We start from the raw sequence: 18,544 nt of genomic DNA, 5'->3' as shown, positions 1-18,544 counted from the left end.
TTTACACATAATGGGAAGGAGAATTTATGCAAAGTGTTGGTACCCATATTTTTACTTGGAGCACCTTTTCAACAATTCTTGATATTCTAATTATCTGGTTTGTTGTTTACCACCTGGTGGTTTTGATTCGGGGAACTAAAGCCGTTCAACTGGCCAAGGGCATTGTGCTGATATTTCTTGTACGCATTATTGCTGGCATCTTGCAATTGCATGCTACCACCTGGTTAATTGATCAAATCGTTTCCTGGTCCGTAGTAGGTATTATTGTGATTTTTCAGCCAGAAATCAGACGTGGACTTGAGCATTTAGGCCGTTTGCCTATTTTTGGTGGCCGTGAGGACAGTGCTCGGGATGAATCAATTAAATTTATTAATGAGCTTGATAAAGCTATTCAGTACATGTCAAAAAGAAGAATTGGAGCATTGATTACAATTCAGCAGGAAACCGGTCTTGAAGATTATATTGAAACTGGAATTAAGTTAAATGCAGATGTTACGGGGGAACTGCTTATTAACATTTTCATTCCCAATACTCCGTTACATGATGGTGCGGTTATCATCAACAATGATCATCAAATTGCAGTTGCTGCGGCCTATTTGCCACTTTCAGATAACAGCATGATCCCTAAAAGACTGGGAACACGCCATCGCGCTGCTGTAGGTATTTCTGAAGTGACGGATGCAATTACTGTAGTTGTTTCAGAGGAAACTGGAGGGGTTACAATTACGCGTAATGGCCGTTTTATGGTTGATTTAACCCGTGATGAATATCTAAAATATCTCAATGCAGAACTAGTTCCAAAGAAAAATGATAACGATAAATGGTATCAAAAAATTATCCGCAAGCTCTGGAAATGGGGTGCTGATCGATGAGAGAATTTTGGAAAAAATCTTGGTTTATTAAACTGGTATCTTTGTTAATAGCTGTTTTACTGGTTATTTATATTAACTCTACTCAGGGCGGATTTTTATCTCAAGGACAAGCAGAGAAAACAAAGCAAACTGCAAATAAAACCCAAACCATTAAGGTTCCCCTGCAAGTTTCGGTTGATACTGATAAGTATTATGTTGTTGGCTATCCTGAAAAAGTAAGCGTGACACTCGAGGGTTCAACTGCATTGGTTACTTCAACCGTTAATACCCAAAACTTCAGAGCGTACATCGATTTGACTAATAAAAGTATTGGCAAACATAACGTTAAAATTCATGTTAACGGCATTAACAGGCAAATCTCCTATTCGCTTAATCCTCGCAGTGTTGAAGTTGATATTCAAAGACGAAAATCTACTACAATGCCTATACAAATAGAGTATAATAAGAGTGCTGTTGCTCGTGGCTATCAACTGGGTCACTCCAGTGTTTATCCGCAGCAGGTTGAAGTGACCGGAGCTCGTTCTGAAGTAGATCAAATTGACCAAATAGTAGCCAAAGTAGTTTTACCAAATGGGATTGACCACACATATGAGCGGCAGGTCAATTTAATAGCAGAAGATCATAAGGGCAGGCAACTAAACGTAGTTATTGATCCCGCAACGGCTAAAGTATCAATTCCCGTTACAACAGCCAAAAAAGCAGTTAAAATAAAGCTTGAGCCTGAGCATGAGAAAATGAATAAAATATATTCTCTAACTGCTAAAACTAAGTATGTTACTTTATATGGTAGTGAAGAAGATTTGGCTAAAGTGAAGCATTTAAAGGTCCCAGTCGACTTGGGAACTATTACGGCTTCTACTACCAAAACAATTACTTTTAATTTACCTGATGGGGTTGTGAGATCAAATCCCAGGCAGATTACTGTTGATGTAAAAGTGGAAAATGCAAACGATTCAAAAAATAAAAATAATTAAGATAGGAAGGTTGTTTAATAATGTTGAAATATTTTGGCACTGATGGTGTACGTGGAGTGGCTAATCAAGACTTATCTCCAGAATTGGCATTTAAACTGGGTCGTGATGGTGGCTACGTTTTAACTAAAAATAAAGCTAAGGAAGAGCAAGCAAAAGTTCTAGTTTCTCGTGATACCAGGATTTCGGGGCAAATGTTGGAATACGCTTTGATATCCGGACTTCTTTCCGTTGGGATTGAGGTTTTAGAAGTTGGTGTAATTACTACCCCTGGTTTGTCCTACTTAGTCCGTGCTCAAGGGGCTGATGCCGGTGTTCAAATTTCCGCTTCCCATAATCCTGTAGAAGATAACGGTATTAAGTTCTTTGGCAGCGATGGTTTGAAATTGTCGGACGAAATGGAGGGCGAAATTGAAAAACTAATTGATGCTTCAGAAGATAATTTGCCTAGACCTTCTGCTAAAGGATTGGGTTCAGTCACTGACTTTCATGAAGGCGGTGCCAAATATTTACAATTTATTGAAAATACTATTCCCGAAGACCTTGGTGGTATCAAAGTGGTTATTGACGGTGCCAACGGTGCTGCCAGCAGTTTGATTTCTCGGCTATTTGCTGATTGCGGAGTTGATTTCACTACTATTGCTACTCATCCTGATGGCTTGAACATTAATGATCACGTTGGCGCTACGCATACCAAAAAACTGCAGGAAGAAGTCGTTAAACAAGGTGCGCAACTTGGTCTCGCTTTTGATGGCGATGCTGATCGTTGTATTGCTGTTGATGAAAATGGTCACGAAGTTGATGGCGACCACATAATGTATATTCTCGGCAGCTATATGGAAGATGGCGGTCGACTGAAAAAAGATACCATTGTCACTACTGTAATGAGTAATCTCGGCTTTACTAAGGCATTACAAAGGCGTGGCATTAAAAATGTTCGTACACAGGTGGGCGACAGGTATGTTTCAGAGGAAATGCGAGCAAACGGTTATAATTTAGGTGGAGAACAATCAGGTCACGTGATTATGAGTGACTATCATAATACCGGTGACGGAATGTTGACTGGCTTGCATCTAATGTTAGTAATGAAAAGAACTGGCAAAAGTTTGACAGAATTATTAACTGATTTTAAGGAATATCCGCAATGCTTGGTTAATGTTCCGGTTAAGGATAAAAAATCCTGGAAAGAGCACCAACCTATTTTAGACGTCATTAAAGAAGTTGAAAATGAAATGGGTGATGAGGGACGAGTATTAGTGCGGCCTTCCGGAACACAGTCGCTTCTGCGGGTAATGGCTGAAGGACCTACTCAAGAGGAAACTGACGCTTACGTTAAGAGAATAACCGATGTAGTGGAAGCGGAAATGGGAGTATAAATAAATTAGCCCCACTGTTTTTGACCAAAAAGCAGGTAAACAAGAATAAGTCCCCCAAATCTAAGGCGCATTTGGGGGCTTATTCTATTTTTTATATCCTTTTCTATACCCAGCCGGCGTTACATCTGCTGCTGTATTACTTGGTTTTAGATGCTTGCCAAAGAGATATTTAGCAGTTGATACTTTCACAAAATTACACTCCTCAGATCTTGCTGGTGAATTTAGGACTTCATAAAATAATTCAGCTTTTTTATCTGCTGGTATCCATATATATCTCAGACCTGTAACAGAAGTATTATCACCTAACCTAAACTTTATTCTATCCGCAAATTCTCCTTTTGTATTATAAAGATATGCGTCACTTACAAATTTTATATGCATGATATTAGTGTATGGCAGCAAACTTTGACGAGGCTGCGTTTTAATATCATCTCTTAAAACAAACAAGTTCTTACTGTTTTTTATTCGATATACTTCTAAAACTCTATTATCAAGCATATCAATTTTGTTCGTTCCAGCTAGTTCTTCTCTGTCACTACGACGATCAACCACTAGTCTTGTACCTTTTTTGACAAACTTATTGGTAAATTCACCTTTATTATTAACAGGATTTGCTTTCCCATTACCATTATCAGCAGATAATGGTATTGAAGCTATACGAACAGTATCGTAGTTAACACATAAAATATATCCATCAATGCTTCTAACATTTACAGCCTTGATATAACCACCATGACCAATATTGTAATACTGCTTACCTTTAATTGTTTTATATGGTAGGTAGAACCAGTTCATATCATAGTCATTAAACGAATAACGTTTGGTATCTGGATTGGATAAAGCTTTAATTTTGCCAACGTATCTTACTGAAGCACCTTTTTTAAGCAACCCATTAGTTTTAAGATAAGAATACTTTTTCTTACCCTTTTTGTTATAAACACGAGTCTTATGATTCAAGGTTAGCTTGCCTTGCTCAGAATTTACATTTGACGTAGTAGTTTGAGCTTGATCAATATTAGTTGTAGTAACTGCTAATGAAGTTGTTGTCAATATTCCAGCTAATAAGCTAATAAACAATTTTTTGTTAATTTTCATTGTAATTACTCCTTTATCCTTAAATTCTAATAGCTATCTGGTAAATTGTCTATTAAGGGCTACATTTTACCTAAAACAAAAAGGCAGCAAGAAACCCGCTTACTTTTGCATATTGAATAATACTTGAATATCATTTTTGTTTATTATCTGATGGTTTATGCTTATACGAAGGTATAACTGTCCTCAATTAAGATCTTCGTCAATTATTTTTGCCTGCTTTTTGTGTTAGCAACAGTAGTTTCACATTATAGTATAGACCAATTGCAAAATTAAGGCTTGACCAATTAGTTAAAAAAGGCTAATATGCCATACGTAAGTTGAAATAATTAATTAGCCCAAATCAAAAAGATTTTACTAGACCAAAGGAGAAATATATGTGTGGCATTGTTGGCATTGTAGGAAAATCTGCTAGAGAAATTGTTTTAAATGGATTGTCAAAGCTTGAATATCGCGGATATGATTCTGCGGGAATTTACCTCAATGATTTGGCAGGAAAAGAATATTTAACTAAAACTGCTGGTCGTATCGAGGACTTGAAGAACAAAATGACCCCAGAAGAGCAAGGCATGGTTGGAATTGGTCATACTCGTTGGGCAACACATGGTAAGCCCACTGAAGCTAACGCTCATCCCCAATTTGATGAAACCGAACGTTTTTATTTAGTTCATAATGGTGTAATTGAAAATTACCAGGACATCAAAAAGCAATATCTCAAAGATGTTTCCTTTAAATCTGACACAGACACTGAAGTAATTGTTCAATTAATTAGCAAATTTGCTCGTGAAAAAAATGAAGATGCCTTTACGGCTCTAAAGCAGGCCCTACAATTGATTAAGGGATCATATGCCCTTTTATTAATAGATAATCAAAATCCAGATCATATTTTTATTGCTAAAAATAAATCTCCTTTGATGTTGGGACTTGGTAATGGCTTTAATGTGATCGCATCTGACGCCTTATCGGTATTGGATCAAACCAAAACTTTCGTTGATTTACAAGATGGTGAAGTCGGAGACATTACTCAAAACGGGTATCAGCTTGAAACCCTTGCTGGTCAAAAAATTGAACATCAACCATATGAGTTAAATATTGACGAAAATGCCGCTTCTAAAGGCACCTATGAATTTTACATGCTTAAAGAAATATGTGAGCAGCCAAGTGTTTTAAGGCACTTAGATCAATATTATCTTGATCAAAATGGTGACCCTAAAGTAGATGCTAAAATTATTAATGCTTTATCAAAGGCAGACAGATTATATATCTTTGCTGCTGGTACAAGTTATCATGCGGGTTTAATTGGTAAACAACTTTTTGAACATTTAACTAAAATTCCAACTGAAGTAGGTTTTGCTTCAGAAGCGGGCTATCATTTTCCCATGATGTCCAAGCACCCATTCTTTATTTTCTTGTCGCAATCAGGTGAAACGGCTGATTCACGTGTTGTCTTGCAACAGGCGATCAAACGGGGCATTCCCAGTCTAACTTTGACGAATGTGCCTAATTCAACTCTGGCACGCGAAGCTAATTATGCTATGTCACTTGAAGCAGGTCCTGAAATTGCAGTAGCCTCAACTAAAGCTTATACTGCACAAGTTGCTGTTCAAGCGATAGTTGCCAAAGCATTAGGAGAAAAAATAGGTATTAAAGACGCCGCAGATTTTGAGTTAAAAAAGAATTTTGCTTTAGCTGCGGAAGGAATAGAACAAGTTATTTCCAGCCAGGAGAAAATTGAACAGCTCGCTCAAAAGAATATTATACCAAGTCGTAATGCCTTTTATATTGGCAGGGGGATTGATTATCCAGTAGCTTTAGAGGCTGCCCTTAAACTGAAAGAGGTTTCTTATATTCAAACTGAAGGTTTTGCAGCAGCCGAACTGAAACATGGGACAATTTCATTAATTGAAAAAGGCACACCTGTGATTGCTTTGATTAATGACTCTGTCACCTCTGATCTGATGCGGGGCAATATTCAGGAAGTAATCGCACGCGGAGCAACTGTAATTACTATTGCGCGTAAATCATTAGCAAAACCAGCCGATGATATTGTTTTACCTGAAGCTAATTATTATCTTTCGCCACTTGTTAGTGTGGTTGCAGCACAATTATTTGCATATTATGCAGCAAAAGATAAAGGATTGGATGTGGACAAACCACGTAATTTAGCTAAAAGCGTAACGGTAGAATAATATTTTGGCTTTTTTTGGAAAAGATATTTGCAGAAAAGAAGGGTTAAAAAATAAATCATATTATTGATTAATCCTTAAAAAAAAGAGTAGGCAAACCACTAAAAATGATATGACCCTAGAATTTAGAAGTTATATCAAAATTAAGGCTTGTCTACTTTTTTAGTATGGATAATGACCTACTTTTTTCCCAGACTCTTTTGTATAATAAAGAAAATAGTGAAAATGTGTAGGAGGATATTATTTTGGCAATAAAGTTGATTGCGGTTGACCTAGATGGCACTTTGCTGACAACTACAAAGCAGATTTTACCTGAAACTGAAAGAGTTCTTAAACAAGCAGATAGTCAGGGTATAAAAGTGGTTCTGGCTACAGGTCGACCATTGTCAGGTACAATTGAATTTAATAAACAGTTAGGTTTGCAGGGTAAAAGGCAATATGACATTGTTTTCAATGGTGCTGTGATCCAAGACTTGGCAGGCAATATATTAATGAATGAAGAAATGAACTATCGCGATTTTACTAACATGAGAAAATTACAAAGATTAGCTCAGGTTAACCTTCATTTTGAAACCCCAGAATGCTATTGGACATGTGATCGTGATATAGGAGTTAACCTGGCAAGGAATGCAACTTTTACAAATAATGTGCTTAAAGTGCGTAAAGCTGAAGAAATAACACAAGACTTTGCTTTTAATAAAGTAGGTTTAAGCGTTCTTGATGATGAGCGAGAAGTTGATAAATTATGGAATAATATTCCCCAATGGGCTTTTGCAAAATATGATATTGTTCGCAGTTTTTCCTCAATTGTTGAAATCAACATTAAAGATGCTTCCAAGGGAAATGCTGTTTTACAATTAGCTGAAAGATTGAAAATTAAGCCAAGTCAAGTTATGGTGTTTGGCGATCAGGGCAATGATGTTTCCATGTTTACGAATCCTGACTTTATGAAAATTGCCATGGGTAACGCAATCGAAGAGATAAAAGATTATGCCGATTATGTGACAGAAGATAATGATCATGATGGAATTGCCAAAGCAATAAAAAAGTTTGTTCTGTAGTAAAATAAAGTTGAGTTGATTATTATGGTAGAAAAAAATAGAGAACATAATATTTCCGAAGCTGAGTGGGAAGTTATGAGAATAGTGTGGACTTTAGGAGAAATTCACACTGGTGAAGTGATTCAGCAGCTGCAGGCAAAAAAGAACTGGTCTGAATCTACTATCAAAACTTTGATGGGACGTTTGGTCAAAAAGGATTTGTTAAAAACCCGTAAAGATGGTCGCCGTTTCGTTTATTCTGCTACTGTTACTCAGATCGAAATGATGATTCAGGTCACAAAAGAAATGATGAGTCATATGTGTGATATGCATAAAGGTCAGGTAATGATAGCTATTTTGAAAGATATGCCTCTTGCTCAGGGTGACATCGCTAAGATAGAAAAAGAACTTGCTTATAAAAAAGAAAGTGCTCCTGAAATGGTTAATTGTAACTGTTTAGCTTCGGGTCAACATGACTGTTAGATTAAATAGTTAATATTAATGTGGGAGGTTAATTTAATGAAAAAATTTGCTAGTATTTTATTCCGAGTGATTTTTACTGCAGCGGTTTGTATTTCTGGCTTTCTGCTACTTGAGTCACCAATAACTATTAATGTGCAAAATGTTCGTGGCATGGCACAGAAAGTAATTAAAAAAAGCGTAAATGATACTGGTGATTCAAGGCTAAAAGGTACCTTGAAACTGGCTAAAGATTTCGGTGTTGAGGATAAAATTTTAGAGCAATTACCTAAAAAGTATCATAATGATATGTCTTATGTCAGCTTATATAATCTCGGTGTTACTTATCAAGAAAATGGAGAAGTGTCTGCTAAAAATTTGTCTTTTCCAGAAAATAATGAAGTACAGAAAGCTGTAAGCAACCTGCTGTTAAATAAAATTAACAATGGTTTAGATGAAAACAAGGATAAAGTTAACCAAACTATTAGTATTTTTCATTATTGCCTTTTTGCAACTATATTAGTTTTTATTCTAGCTGCTTTGTTGATGTTATTTGGTAAATATTGGGCTTCAATTATTTTATTGGTTGCGTCCATAGGATCATTTGGAGCACTACAGTTTTTAGCAAACCAATTAGTTCAATGGCTTGAAAGTAATGTTGTAAATGGAATTTCATTAACTACCTCCCCGATTCTATGGGGCGGTTTGGCTTTGGGCATAATTGCTGCAATTATTTGGCCTTTAATTTTAAAATTAACTAAAAAGCAGCAGTAAATAATTTAACTAAAGTATTAGCAGTATTAGCCGAATATTGATCGGTTAATACTTTTTTTGCATTTTAAATTCACTACTTATATTTAGAAATTTTATGCTAAAATTGACTATGACAGTTTGAATATAGGAATAAAGGACAATTTATGTATTACTTTTTAGATAATAGATTAGATGCGAATAGTTCAGGAATAGAGCACGCAGAAGTCAAAAGATTAATGCTCTTTAAACGTAATCACGTTGAGGCAAAAATAGTGACGACGGAATATAACCGGTTTGCTCACCGAAATTTACCTTTGTATGACATGACCGATGATGATTATGTTAATAAGTTTGACTTTTTTGCCGGTACAGTAAAGTTTGCTAGTCGTATTGTAACTATAAAAGATTTGCCGATTCCGAGTGACAATAATGTAAAACAAATTGACAATGGTTATGAAGTCTATGAGGGTCAACGTAAAACAATGACTATTATTATGTTGCCTAATGGCAGCATCGATACAATTAAATATTTTAATGCTGATGTCCACTGTATTAAACAAGAATTTTACGATACACGTGGATTTAAGAGTATGACCCAAATTTATGATACAGTTGATGGTCATTTGATTTATGAGTTGTTCTTTCGTCCAAATAATACCATTTACTATGAAATCTCATATGAAAGAAAACCAAATGTCTATCCAGCTACTAACATTCAAATGACAGACACTAATGGCAATGTCCACTCACTAATGAATAATGGTCAAGCCTTTACCATTATGCTTGATGAATTGAACGAACAAGATGGGGATGAAAGATCAACATTTATTTCGGACCGTAGCAATATTACTAATGTACCAATGATTAATATGAAAACGCCTGCCAGAAAAATTGAGCATTTTCATAGTATTCATTTTAGAGATTATTGGGATCCTACTTCACCTCTTACTTACAACTCAATTTCTAATAATGAGCTACTTAGTAAAACCGATTTAGTAATTACTCCTACAAAACAACAAGCAGATGATATGCGTAAAAGGCTACGGACACAAGTACCAATCGTTGCTATTCCTGTTGGAATAGTGTCAGATGAGCAGCTGCATGTTGAGCATATACTAATGAGTGAGCGCACTAAAGGTAAAATAATAGTAGTAGCTAGACTATTTTATGAAAAGCGTATTGATGACACCATCGAAGCATTTAATCAGGCTTATCAAAATAATGATTCGCTGACCTTAGATATCTATGGTTATGGTAATGGTGCTGATAATTTCAAGGAAGAAAAAAAGTTAAAAAAATTAGTGCAGGATCTGGGCTTGGATGATGTAGTCCATTTTATGGGTTATGCGAAAGACATGAATCATATATATGATGATGCGCAGCTAGCTGTTGCTACATCCAGGTATGAGGGTTTCAATCTTTCTGTACTTGAAGCTCAATCTCACGGCGTTCCAGTAGTTTCATATAATATTAATTATGGAGTAGAGGACTTAATCGCTGATGGTCAGAGTGGCTTTATTGTACCAAGTGGTCATATAGATGATTTAGCTGCCAAAATTACTGAGTTTTTTGCTAGTCCAAAATTACGCAGGAAAATGAACGATGGCGCATATGAAAATGCTAAACGCTTTTCAAGTGAAAATGTCTGGCGTTATTGGCAGAAATATGTGATTGATACTGATAAATAAATATTTAATTATAAGAAAAACATCTGAGTTTCAGGTGTTTTTTTTTGCTCTATTTTATTGCATTTCAAAAAAATGTGAGTTACTATGGTTAATTAGTTAGCTTGCTAACTAAATATTCAGGAGGAATTTGAATGCAAAGAAAATTAGACGCAAAATTAATTTGTTCCGTTTTCGCAGCCGGATTAATGTCTTTTTCGGGTGTGCTAATTGAAACAGCGGGAAACGTTACTTTTCCTGTTTTGATGAAGGATTTTCATGTTAATATGGCTACCGTACAGTGGATGACAACTGGTTATTTATTGGTTGCTTCTATTATTATGCCATTATCTGCATATTTAAAAAGAAATTTTAGTTCAAGAAAACTTTTTGTTACAGCCGCTACTTTATTTATTTGTGGTTTAGTGATTGATGCAGTAGCAAACCAATTTATTTTTCTAGTACTTGGTCGTGTTATTCAAGGAGCAGGAGCGGGAATAGCTATTCCATTAATGTTTAATATTATTTTGGAACGGACACCCTTAGATAAAATTGGATTGCTTATGGGAATAGGAACAATGATAACGGCAGTTGCTCCAGCTTTAGGACCAACGTTTGGCGGATTAGTCGTCAATACGTTAGGTTGGCGTTATATCTTTATTTTTATAATTCCGGTGATGATAATTTCTCTATTAATGGGTATAGCTTCAATTAATGACGAATCTAAGAAAATTGTACATACGCAACTTGATACAGCGGGCTTTCTGAGCATTGCTTTAACATTTATCGGCTTGATTTTTGCTTTTAGCAATTTGTCTACTATCTTACAAAAACCTTTTATGTTTATTTTGCCTTTAGCAGTCGGCGTTATTTGCTTAATTATTTTTATCAAGCATTCTTTAAATACTGCTACTCCGTTAATTAATATTAGAGTTTTTAGAAATACTAAATTTACCCAAGGCATCACGGCTTATTTTATTTTTCAAGTTAATACCTTAGGATTGTCTTTCATTTTGCCAAATTATGTTCAAATTGTTAATAATTCTACAGCAATGACTGCGGGTCTTCTGCTTTTAACCGGTGGACTTGTTGGAGCGGTGCTCTCACCAATTAGTGGCAGATTGCTCGACAATTATGGTCCCAGAAAACCAATAATGACAGGCGCAGTTTTGGAAATAATCGGTGGGATTCTTTATTGTATATTTGCTTCTTCACTATCATCTGGCAAAATTATTCTGTTCTATGCTATTACAATGATGGGTATAGGCCTGGTAATGGGTGATACTATGACTGCTTCCATTGGTCAGCTAGATGAAAAAGAAAATACAGATGGCAATGGTCTGTTCAATATGGCGCAGCAATTTGCTGGAGCCGTCGGCACGGCAATTATTTCAGCTATTATGCAATTTGTGGAACAGATGAGTGGTCAAAGCACTACTACTGGAAAATATATTGAAGCTGCTCAGGTAGGTTTTATTTTTATTCTGATTATTGTTCTTGTTGGTGTATACTTACTTTATCAAGCTACAAAATCGGTAAAAACAAAGGAATAGAGTAAGATTAATGAACAGATTAGGATTAGCCTTACAGCGTATACAAAATACTTTTAATCGTAATGTTGATTACTACGCTAGAAAAATTGGCTTAACCGGAACACAGATGCTAATCATTGAATATTTGGCTTCATTTGCCCAAAACAAATCAATTTATCAAAAGGATATTGAGCATGAATTTAACATTAGGAAATCTACTGCTACTAATGTATTACGCTTAATGGAAGAAAAAGGTTTAATTACCAAAAAAGTTGATCAACATGATACACGATTAAAGGCAATAATCCTAACTGAGAAAGCTATCAAGCTGGGACCAAAAATAACTTATTATTTTGTTAATTCTGAGAATAGTTATGCTGAAATTTTAGGAGCCGATACGAAGAATGAATTAGTAAAAAATTTACAGAAGCTGAATGAAGCCATATCTGATAAATAGATCAAAAAAATAGTTATTGCATGAAAGTAATAACTATTTTTTAATTTACTTTATTTATCTCTCGTAATTAGGGGCTTTTTTAGTAATTTGGACATCGTGGGGATGAGATTCTCTTAAACCGGCATTAGTAATTTTTACAAATTGAGCATTTTCACGTAAATCAGCAATAGTGGCTGCACCTACATAGCCCATGCCTGAACGCAGACCACCAATAATCTGGAAAATAATATCAGAAACATCACCTTTATATTCCACGCGTGCTTCAACACCTTCAGGAACCAATTTATTAGCTTCGTTGACGCCGCCTTGAAAGTATCTGTCAGAGGATCCATGGGCTTGAGCCATTGCTCCGACAGATCCCATACCACGATAGGTCTTATACTTTTGGCCATCGCTTTCAAACACTTCACCAGGTGCTTCTGTTGTACCTGACAACATACTTCCAAGCATGACGGCATTTCCACCAGCAGCGAGTGCCTTAACAACGTCACCTGAATACTTCATTCCACCATCTGCAATTATTGGCTTGTGGTATTCTCTGGCAGCAGTAGCTGCATCATAAATTGCAGTAATTTGCGGAACTCCGACACCAGCAACGACACGAGTGGTACAAATGGATCCAGGACCAATACCTACTTTAACAATGTCAACTCCAGAATCGAAAAGAGCTCTAGCAGCATCTCCAGTTGCAATGTTTCCGGCTATTAACGTAACATGAGGAAAATGATCCCTAATTTCTTTGATTTTACGCAAAACACCAGCTGAATGACCGTGAGCAGTATCAATGACAATTGCATCAGCACCCTTTTCGATAAGTGCTTCAGCACGTTCAAATGTATCACTTGTGACTCCAATAGCAGCAGCAACAAGCAGGTGATTGTTGTCATCGACAGCTGCTTTGGTAATGTTAGATGGAACAACAACATTTTTGACGTTTGCAACTTCGCCAGCTTGGGCAGTGATGGACATGTTTTTATGGATCACTCCTAAACCACCTTGCAAGGCGATTGCTATTGCCATTGCGCCTTCAGTCACGGTGTCCATTCCAGCACTAATAATAGGAATATTAAGTTTCAGGTTAGGCGCTAATTGAGTATGAAGATCTACTTCATTTGGCAATACATGGCTTTCCGCTGGAATCAATAACACATCGTCAAACGTTAAGCCCTCTTTAACAAATTTTGTTGTCCAATTTGACATTTAATGCACTCTCCTTTTCAAAAATATTAAAGTTAAATTGATTACACTTTACTAGTGATTTTAACCTTGGTCAAGATAAAATTATAGATCGTATTGTTAAAATTATAATATTACTACCGAAGTATTTCAATGCAAAAATCGAACAAAAGCACAATATAAATAGTTATTGTAAGTAATAAATAAAAATGTTATGATTTTTAATATTGATTTGTAGCTATATAAAAGCTTTGATGATAAAGAAGGTAATTAGAATTCGCTTAAAATGTTCGTATTTATAGTGATTTTGTTAAGGAGAAAAAGATGACCCAAAAATTATCTCGTAAGTTTGTTGACGGATTGCCCAAGGCCGAACTGCATGTTCATATAGAGGGAACACTAGAAGCAGAAATGGAATTTGCGATCGCTAAGAGAAACCAGATTGATATCGGTGCTAAGACGCCAGCGGATATTGACAGGAATTATGGCGTAGGGCTGCCCGAATTTTTAAAGGCGTACTATAAAGGGATGCAGGTCTTGCGGACTAAACAAGATTTCTATGATTTAACTGCAGCTTTTTTGCGCAAAGAAGCTGACAGCAATGTTAAGCACCTTGAATTGTTTTTTGATCCTCAAGCTCATACTAGTCGAGGAATCCCTTTTGCTACAGTAATTGAGGGCATTCATGAAGCGATTGTTGATGCAGCACCATTAGACATTGATGTACAATTAATAATGTGCTTTTTAAGAGAGTATTCACAAGAATCAGCAATGCAAACTTTAAAAGAAGCTGAGCCATATCATAAAAAAGGCTGGATATTAGGTGTTGGTCTTGATTCAGATGAGCATCATAACCCACCGTTGAAGTTTATGCTGGTTTTTGCTAAGGCTAGACACCAAGGTTACTATTTAACAATGCATTGTGATCTGCACCAAGTTGATACAGTTGATCATATTAAACAAGCTTTAGAAATTATCACGGTAGATCGTTTGGATCATGGCTTAAATATAGTTGATAATGAGGATTTAATGGCTTTTTTAATAGACCAAAAAATTGGTATTACAGCATGTCCCATGGCTTATTTTTACACCCGCAAAGTTATGGAACAGGAGGCCATTAATGAGCTTTTTAATAGCGGTGCACTGATTAGTTTTAATTCCGATGATCCGGCTTATAAGGGTAGTAATTATATTAATGATGTTTACTATAAATTTGCCCAAAAGTGTGATTGGAGTGAAAAAGAACTGATCCGAATAGCACAAAATTCATTTAAAACCTCTTGGATCAGTCAGCAGGAAAAAGAACACTATCTTGCCCAAATAGAAGAATACATCTCAAGTAAAAAGTGATATTTCTAAATAGAAAATATATTTTGTGCCAAAAATTAAAATTATATTTAAAAACTGTTAAAAATATGGTAGAATTTATCTAATTGTTGCTGATTTAAAAACTATAAGTAATAAGGTTAAACCAATGACAGTTTCTAAATGTATGATGATTATTGTTCAAAACTTAAAGCAATTTTGTAAAAAGGATTGTCCTTTTAAAAATTGCTTTTTTGTGCTGGCTAGATAACTAAATGAGGTCAAAAATGAACGAAAATGCGATTGAAGTTCATAATCTTTCTAAGGATTATTTTATTAGCAGCAGGGGTGAAAACTGGCGTGCAGTTGTTAAAAATATTTTTAAGCCTGAAAAGACGGCAGTGCAAGCAGTAAAATCGCTCAATTTTACTATCAAGAACGGTGAAAAAGTTGGCTTTATTGGCAAAAATGGGGCAGGTAAGACCACGACCATTAAGATGCTGACTGGGACCTTGTTTCCATCAGCCGGAACTTGCAGGGTAAATGGCTATGATCCTACAAAAAGGATAAATGATTTCAAAAAGTCAATCTCAGTCGTTATGGGAAATAGATCGCAGCTTTTTCCTGATTTAACCCCTAGAGATTATTTGAAATTATTGCAGTCAATGTACGATATACCGGAAGAAATTTTTCAAAAAACGGTCAATGATCTGGCTCAGATATTAAATGTAACTTCAAAATTAGATGTACAAACCCGCAAATTATCACTGGGAGAACGAATGAAAGTAGAATTTCTGGCCGGCGTAGCAACCAGACCAAAAATACTCTTTTTAGATGAACCGACTATTGGCTTAGACGTTTTGGCAAAAAGGGATATACGTAAGTTTTTGTTAAGGCTGAACAAGGAAGAAAAATTGACTGTCTTTCTTACCTCTCATGATATGGAAGATATTGCAACTATCTGTGATCACCTGATCATTGTAAATAGCGGTCAGATAATGTGGGATGGACCAAAAACAGATTTATTAGAGAGGTTTAATCAGAATAAATATATTACTTTTATTAAATCGGAGAACTTCAACGAAAGTAAATTGGGCGCCAAGATTATTGATCAGGATGATTTGACCGTGACAATTAAGGTTCCTGTAGAAAAGGTAGATGACCAAATCGCTCGGTTGGCACGGGATAATCAAGGCTCCGACTATCAAATAAATGACCTGAAGCTTGAAGATATTATCTTAGAGCTATTTGCTGAGGAGAAAGAAAAATGATAAAAACCTATTTTTCAGTAAGCAAGGTCTCATTGAAGTCTATATTAGCCAATAAGAGCAGCGTCATAATTTTGCTTCTGCAAGCACTGGTACCAAGTTTAGTGATGTTTTATTTGTGGTCATTAATATTGAATCATGGTCAAACTATTGGTGGTTTTAGCAAAAATCAAATGGTAATTTATTATATTGGGGTTAATTTTATTAATTCTTTTGTATGGTATGCAGTTGACTGGGAATTGAATGATGATATCCATTCAGGAGAATTGTCTAATATCATCCATAGACCAATTACAGTTGAAAAATATTATTTTGCTAAAATGCTGGGCGATAGACTGGCAAATTTAATTTTGCTTGCTCCGATTTTAATTATTGGATTTGTCTATATAGTTGCGCGTAATTTAATTCATATTTCTTTACTCGTGCTACTTGAATTTGCATTTAGTTTAATTATGGCAGCCATATTATGGTTTCTTTTTTCTTATATTATTGGTAGTGTAGCATACTGGTTTGACAATCTTTTCTTTGTTTTACTGGTAAAAGAAGTTGTAGTCAATCTGCTGGCAGGCTTTTACTTTCCTTTAGAAATTTTGCCGCCTTTTTTGGTAAAAATAATTAAACTACTGCCATTTCAATATTTCAGCTCTTTTCCAATTGATACGCTTGTTAAAGCATTACCATTAAATATATGGCTTAAAAAGACAATCATTGAAATTGTATGGATGATAGTTTTTTATTTAATAGTAAAAATAGTTAATAAAGAAGGGCTTCAGAGATACTCTGATGTAATGGGTTGATTATGAAAAGTAAACTTAAAGTAGTCAAATCGTTAATTAAAATTGCCTTATTGCAAACTATTAGTTTCAGGTTAGACACATTGTTTGGGATAATCTCTTCTATATTGTGGTTAGGCATTCCTATAGCTTTTTTTAAGGTAATTTATTTAAATGTTGATACTATCGGTGGTTGGACCTACAAAGAATGTCTGTTGCTAGTTGGCGTTTATACTATGCTTGACGGCTTCTTAATGGCTTTCTTGGTCAAATCAATGCCTAAAATGGAAAAAGACATTAGAGAAGGAACCTTAGATTCAATTTTATTAAAACCAATTAACGCTAAGGTATATTACTTTTTTAGTGCAATTGAATTTACACAATTAATTAATTCGGTCCTGGGACTATTTGTAATTATTTATGCATGTCAGGGTATAAGTATTAATATAGGCCAGGTGTTGTTCTTTTTGCTTTCTTGCGTTTTTGGCTGCATTTTATACTATTCTCTTTGGTATTTATGGACAATTTCGGCATTTTGGTTTCCCACAAATTTTGCCAGAAATGATTTATTTTTAAGTATGATACAAATGAGTCGCTATCCTGCAAGTATTTATCGGGGATTGGGAAATATTATTTTTAATTTCATCCTGCCTTTTGGACTAATTGCTTGTCCTGCAACAATTATTTTAATAAGACCACGGCAATGGCAAATAATGTTATTGCAACTTTTGATAGCCTTAGTATTCTTATTTTTAGACCATTGGGTATGGAATTTAGGCTTGAGGAAATATAATGGAGCAGGTAGATAAAAAGAATTATGAATTTGAATTAAATACTTGCATAGCTATAGAGGCTTTTCTAAAATAATCCTGTTAGTTTTATTTAGAATATAGGAAATGGGATAGACTTTGAAAGACGAACTTCTTACAATTAGTTTAAATGATACAGTAGTAAAAGCAGCTAAGGCTAATCTGGAAAATTATGGACTTTCTGTGGCAAAGTATCTGCAGTTAATGCTGTTTTTGGCCGCAGATAATAAGGCCGAATTTAAGCAAATAATGGTGGACAAAAATGATCTGACTCAATGGTTAAAGCGATTAGATGCAGATTAATAAGGTAAAACTTACTGAAAAAAATCAGTAAGTTTTTTTTGAGCATTTATGTTTACATTTGTAGATACATAATTTATACTAAATTTAGTTTACAAATGTAGACATTAATAATAGGCTTCAAATGGGAGGAATTATCATGAATAAAATTATTATCTTAGCTTTGGGTCTTGCACTAATAGCTTTTATTGCATGGTGGTTCTTTGGTAGCCATCAAGTAGAAGAGGAGAAAGCCACTATGAAGTCAAACAAACAGAGTGTTGATATTGAAGTTAAAGGTGGTTATTCACCAGAAAGAGTTGTTCTTAAAAGGGGAGTACCCGCTACTTTAAACTTTAAGAGAACAGACTCATCCAATTGTTTAGATCATGTTGTATTTTCAGATTTTGGCATAAATCAGAAATTACCTGAAGGCAAAGTAGAAACGGTTAAAATAGATACTTCAAAACCAGGTGAATATCAATGGGAATGCAGTATGAACATGTTTCATGGTAAGGTAATTGTCAAATAG

General features: G+C 35.2%; 18 protein-coding genes. 16 read left to right on the top strand and 2 right to left on the bottom strand.

Annotated elements, in window-relative coordinates:
• Nucleotides 1-26: 26 nt before the first annotated feature.
• From cdaA to glmM, 3 genes are read left to right on the top strand one after another with little or no spacing between them, the layout of a single operon-like run.
• Nucleotides 27-872: a diadenylate cyclase CdaA gene (gene cdaA, locus ERK18_RS04070; protein WP_046331904.1), complete on the top strand. Its 846-nt coding sequence runs from the start codon at nucleotides 27-29 to the stop codon at nucleotides 870-872.
• Complete coding sequence (locus ERK18_RS04065) at nucleotides 869-1,846, top strand: CdaR family protein (protein ID WP_187154421.1); 978 nt, start codon at nucleotides 869-871, stop codon at nucleotides 1,844-1,846. Before cdaA ends, ERK18_RS04065 begins: the two co-directional genes overlap by 4 nt.
• Nucleotides 1,847-1,866: 20 nt before the next feature.
• Complete coding sequence (glmM, locus tag ERK18_RS04060) at nucleotides 1,867-3,219, top strand: phosphoglucosamine mutase (protein ID WP_187154420.1); 1,353 nt, start codon at nucleotides 1,867-1,869, stop codon at nucleotides 3,217-3,219.
• Between the two features lie 84 nt (nucleotides 3,220-3,303).
• Here glmM and ERK18_RS04055 read toward each other — a convergent pair whose 3' ends face one another.
• Nucleotides 3,304-4,314 carry an SLAP domain-containing protein gene (locus ERK18_RS04055; RefSeq protein ID WP_187154419.1) on the bottom strand — a complete coding sequence of 337 codons (1,011 nt, stop codon included), beginning with the start codon at nucleotides 4,312-4,314 and terminating at the stop codon, nucleotides 3,304-3,306.
• A 374-nt stretch (nucleotides 4,315-4,688) separates the two neighbouring features.
• Between ERK18_RS04055 and glmS the strand changes: the two genes are divergently transcribed.
• The 7 genes from glmS to ERK18_RS04020 all read left to right on the top strand — a co-directional run bounded on the left by glmS (nucleotide 4,689) and on the right by ERK18_RS04020 (nucleotide 12,402).
• Complete coding sequence (gene glmS / locus ERK18_RS04050) at nucleotides 4,689-6,500, top strand: glutamine--fructose-6-phosphate transaminase (isomerizing) (protein ID WP_187154418.1); 1,812 nt, start codon at nucleotides 4,689-4,691, stop codon at nucleotides 6,498-6,500.
• 242 nt (nucleotides 6,501-6,742) lie between these two features.
• Complete coding sequence (locus tag ERK18_RS04045) at nucleotides 6,743-7,558, top strand: Cof-type HAD-IIB family hydrolase (protein ID WP_046331909.1); 816 nt, start codon at nucleotides 6,743-6,745, stop codon at nucleotides 7,556-7,558.
• 24 nt (nucleotides 7,559-7,582) lie between these two features.
• Nucleotides 7,583-8,020 (top strand): CopY/TcrY family copper transport repressor, encoded by a 438-nt coding sequence (locus tag ERK18_RS04040; RefSeq protein WP_187154417.1) that lies wholly within the window; start codon nucleotides 7,583-7,585, stop codon nucleotides 8,018-8,020.
• A 36-nt stretch (nucleotides 8,021-8,056) separates the two neighbouring features.
• Nucleotides 8,057-8,770, top strand: a complete 714-nt coding sequence (locus ERK18_RS04035) for a hypothetical protein (RefSeq protein ID WP_187154416.1) — start codon at nucleotides 8,057-8,059, stop codon at nucleotides 8,768-8,770.
• 143 nt (nucleotides 8,771-8,913) lie between these two features.
• Nucleotides 8,914-10,437: a glycosyltransferase gene (locus ERK18_RS04030; RefSeq protein ID WP_187154415.1), complete on the top strand. Its 1,524-nt coding sequence runs from the start codon at nucleotides 8,914-8,916 to the stop codon at nucleotides 10,435-10,437.
• A 131-nt stretch (nucleotides 10,438-10,568) separates the two neighbouring features.
• Nucleotides 10,569-11,966 carry a DHA2 family efflux MFS transporter permease subunit gene (locus ERK18_RS04025; RefSeq protein ID WP_187154414.1) on the top strand — a complete coding sequence of 466 codons (1,398 nt, stop codon included), beginning with the start codon at nucleotides 10,569-10,571 and terminating at the stop codon, nucleotides 11,964-11,966.
• A 10-nt stretch (nucleotides 11,967-11,976) separates the two neighbouring features.
• Nucleotides 11,977-12,402, top strand: a complete 426-nt coding sequence (locus ERK18_RS04020) for a MarR family winged helix-turn-helix transcriptional regulator (RefSeq protein ID WP_045927845.1) — start codon at nucleotides 11,977-11,979, stop codon at nucleotides 12,400-12,402.
• 54 nt (nucleotides 12,403-12,456) lie between these two features.
• On the opposite strand, the gene guaB is transcribed toward ERK18_RS04020, so the two are convergent.
• Nucleotides 12,457-13,602 carry an IMP dehydrogenase gene (gene guaB / locus ERK18_RS04015; RefSeq protein ID WP_046331914.1) on the bottom strand — a complete coding sequence of 382 codons (1,146 nt, stop codon included), beginning with the start codon at nucleotides 13,600-13,602 and terminating at the stop codon, nucleotides 12,457-12,459.
• Between the two features lie 300 nt (nucleotides 13,603-13,902).
• Between guaB and add the strand changes: the two genes are divergently transcribed.
• From add to ERK18_RS03985, 6 genes are all read left to right on the top strand, one after another.
• The gene (gene add, locus ERK18_RS04010) at nucleotides 13,903-14,928 is read left to right on the top strand and encodes an adenosine deaminase (RefSeq protein WP_187154413.1); all 1,026 of its coding nucleotides are present in this window, start codon (nucleotides 13,903-13,905) and stop codon (nucleotides 14,926-14,928) included.
• 242 nt (nucleotides 14,929-15,170) lie between these two features.
• Nucleotides 15,171-16,154, top strand: coding sequence for an ABC transporter ATP-binding protein (locus ERK18_RS04005; protein ID WP_187154412.1), 984 nt, complete (start codon nucleotides 15,171-15,173; stop codon nucleotides 16,152-16,154).
• Entirely contained in the window at nucleotides 16,151-16,948 is a 798-nt protein-coding gene (locus ERK18_RS04000; RefSeq protein ID WP_187154411.1) for an ABC transporter permease, read from the top strand. Before ERK18_RS04005 ends, ERK18_RS04000 begins: the two co-directional genes overlap by 4 nt.
• Before the next feature lie 2 nt (nucleotides 16,949-16,950).
• On the top strand, nucleotides 16,951-17,733 hold the full coding sequence (locus ERK18_RS03995; RefSeq protein ID WP_187154410.1) for an ABC transporter permease: 783 nt from the start codon (nucleotides 16,951-16,953) through the stop codon (nucleotides 17,731-17,733).
• A gap of 99 nt (nucleotides 17,734-17,832) precedes the next feature.
• Nucleotides 17,833-18,036: a hypothetical protein gene (locus ERK18_RS03990; protein WP_187154409.1), complete on the top strand. Its 204-nt coding sequence runs from the start codon at nucleotides 17,833-17,835 to the stop codon at nucleotides 18,034-18,036.
• A gap of 136 nt (nucleotides 18,037-18,172) precedes the next feature.
• Entirely contained in the window at nucleotides 18,173-18,544 is a 372-nt protein-coding gene (locus tag ERK18_RS03985) for a cupredoxin domain-containing protein (RefSeq protein ID WP_187154408.1), read from the top strand.

It is taken from the genome of Lactobacillus kimbladii (genome assembly GCF_014323605.1).
Taxonomy (GTDB): Bacteria; Bacillota; Bacilli; order Lactobacillales; family Lactobacillaceae; genus Lactobacillus; species Lactobacillus kimbladii_B.
This window is presented reverse-complemented; position numbering and strand designations above follow the sequence as displayed.

Bases quoted from the DNA above. Each gene is read 5' to 3' on its own strand.
- cdaA (WP_046331904.1), top strand. From the start codon at position 27: ATGCAAAGTGTTGGTACCCATATTTTTACTTGGAGCACCTTTTCAACA.
- ERK18_RS04065 (WP_187154421.1), top strand. From the start codon at position 869: ATGAGAGAATTTTGGAAAAAATCTTGGTTTATTAAACTGGTATCTTTG.
- glmM (WP_187154420.1), top strand. From the start codon at position 1,867: ATGTTGAAATATTTTGGCACTGATGGTGTACGTGGAGTGGCTAATCAA.
- ERK18_RS04055 (WP_187154419.1), bottom strand. From the start codon at position 4,314: ATGAAAATTAACAAAAAATTGTTTATTAGCTTATTAGCTGGAATATTG.
- glmS (WP_187154418.1), top strand. From the start codon at position 4,689: ATGTGTGGCATTGTTGGCATTGTAGGAAAATCTGCTAGAGAAATTGTT.
- ERK18_RS04040 (WP_187154417.1), top strand. From the start codon at position 7,583: ATGGTAGAAAAAAATAGAGAACATAATATTTCCGAAGCTGAGTGGGAA.
- ERK18_RS04035 (WP_187154416.1), top strand. From the start codon at position 8,057: ATGAAAAAATTTGCTAGTATTTTATTCCGAGTGATTTTTACTGCAGCG.
- ERK18_RS04030 (WP_187154415.1), top strand. From the start codon at position 8,914: ATGTATTACTTTTTAGATAATAGATTAGATGCGAATAGTTCAGGAATA.
- ERK18_RS04025 (WP_187154414.1), top strand. From the start codon at position 10,569: ATGCAAAGAAAATTAGACGCAAAATTAATTTGTTCCGTTTTCGCAGCC.
- ERK18_RS04020 (WP_045927845.1), top strand. From the start codon at position 11,977: ATGAACAGATTAGGATTAGCCTTACAGCGTATACAAAATACTTTTAAT.
- guaB (WP_046331914.1), bottom strand. From the start codon at position 13,602: ATGTCAAATTGGACAACAAAATTTGTTAAAGAGGGCTTAACGTTTGAC.
- add (WP_187154413.1), top strand. From the start codon at position 13,903: ATGACCCAAAAATTATCTCGTAAGTTTGTTGACGGATTGCCCAAGGCC.
- ERK18_RS04005 (WP_187154412.1), top strand. From the start codon at position 15,171: ATGAACGAAAATGCGATTGAAGTTCATAATCTTTCTAAGGATTATTTT.
- ERK18_RS04000 (WP_187154411.1), top strand. From the start codon at position 16,151: ATGATAAAAACCTATTTTTCAGTAAGCAAGGTCTCATTGAAGTCTATA.
- ERK18_RS03995 (WP_187154410.1), top strand. From the start codon at position 16,951: ATGAAAAGTAAACTTAAAGTAGTCAAATCGTTAATTAAAATTGCCTTA.
- ERK18_RS03985 (WP_187154408.1), top strand. From the start codon at position 18,173: ATGAATAAAATTATTATCTTAGCTTTGGGTCTTGCACTAATAGCTTTT.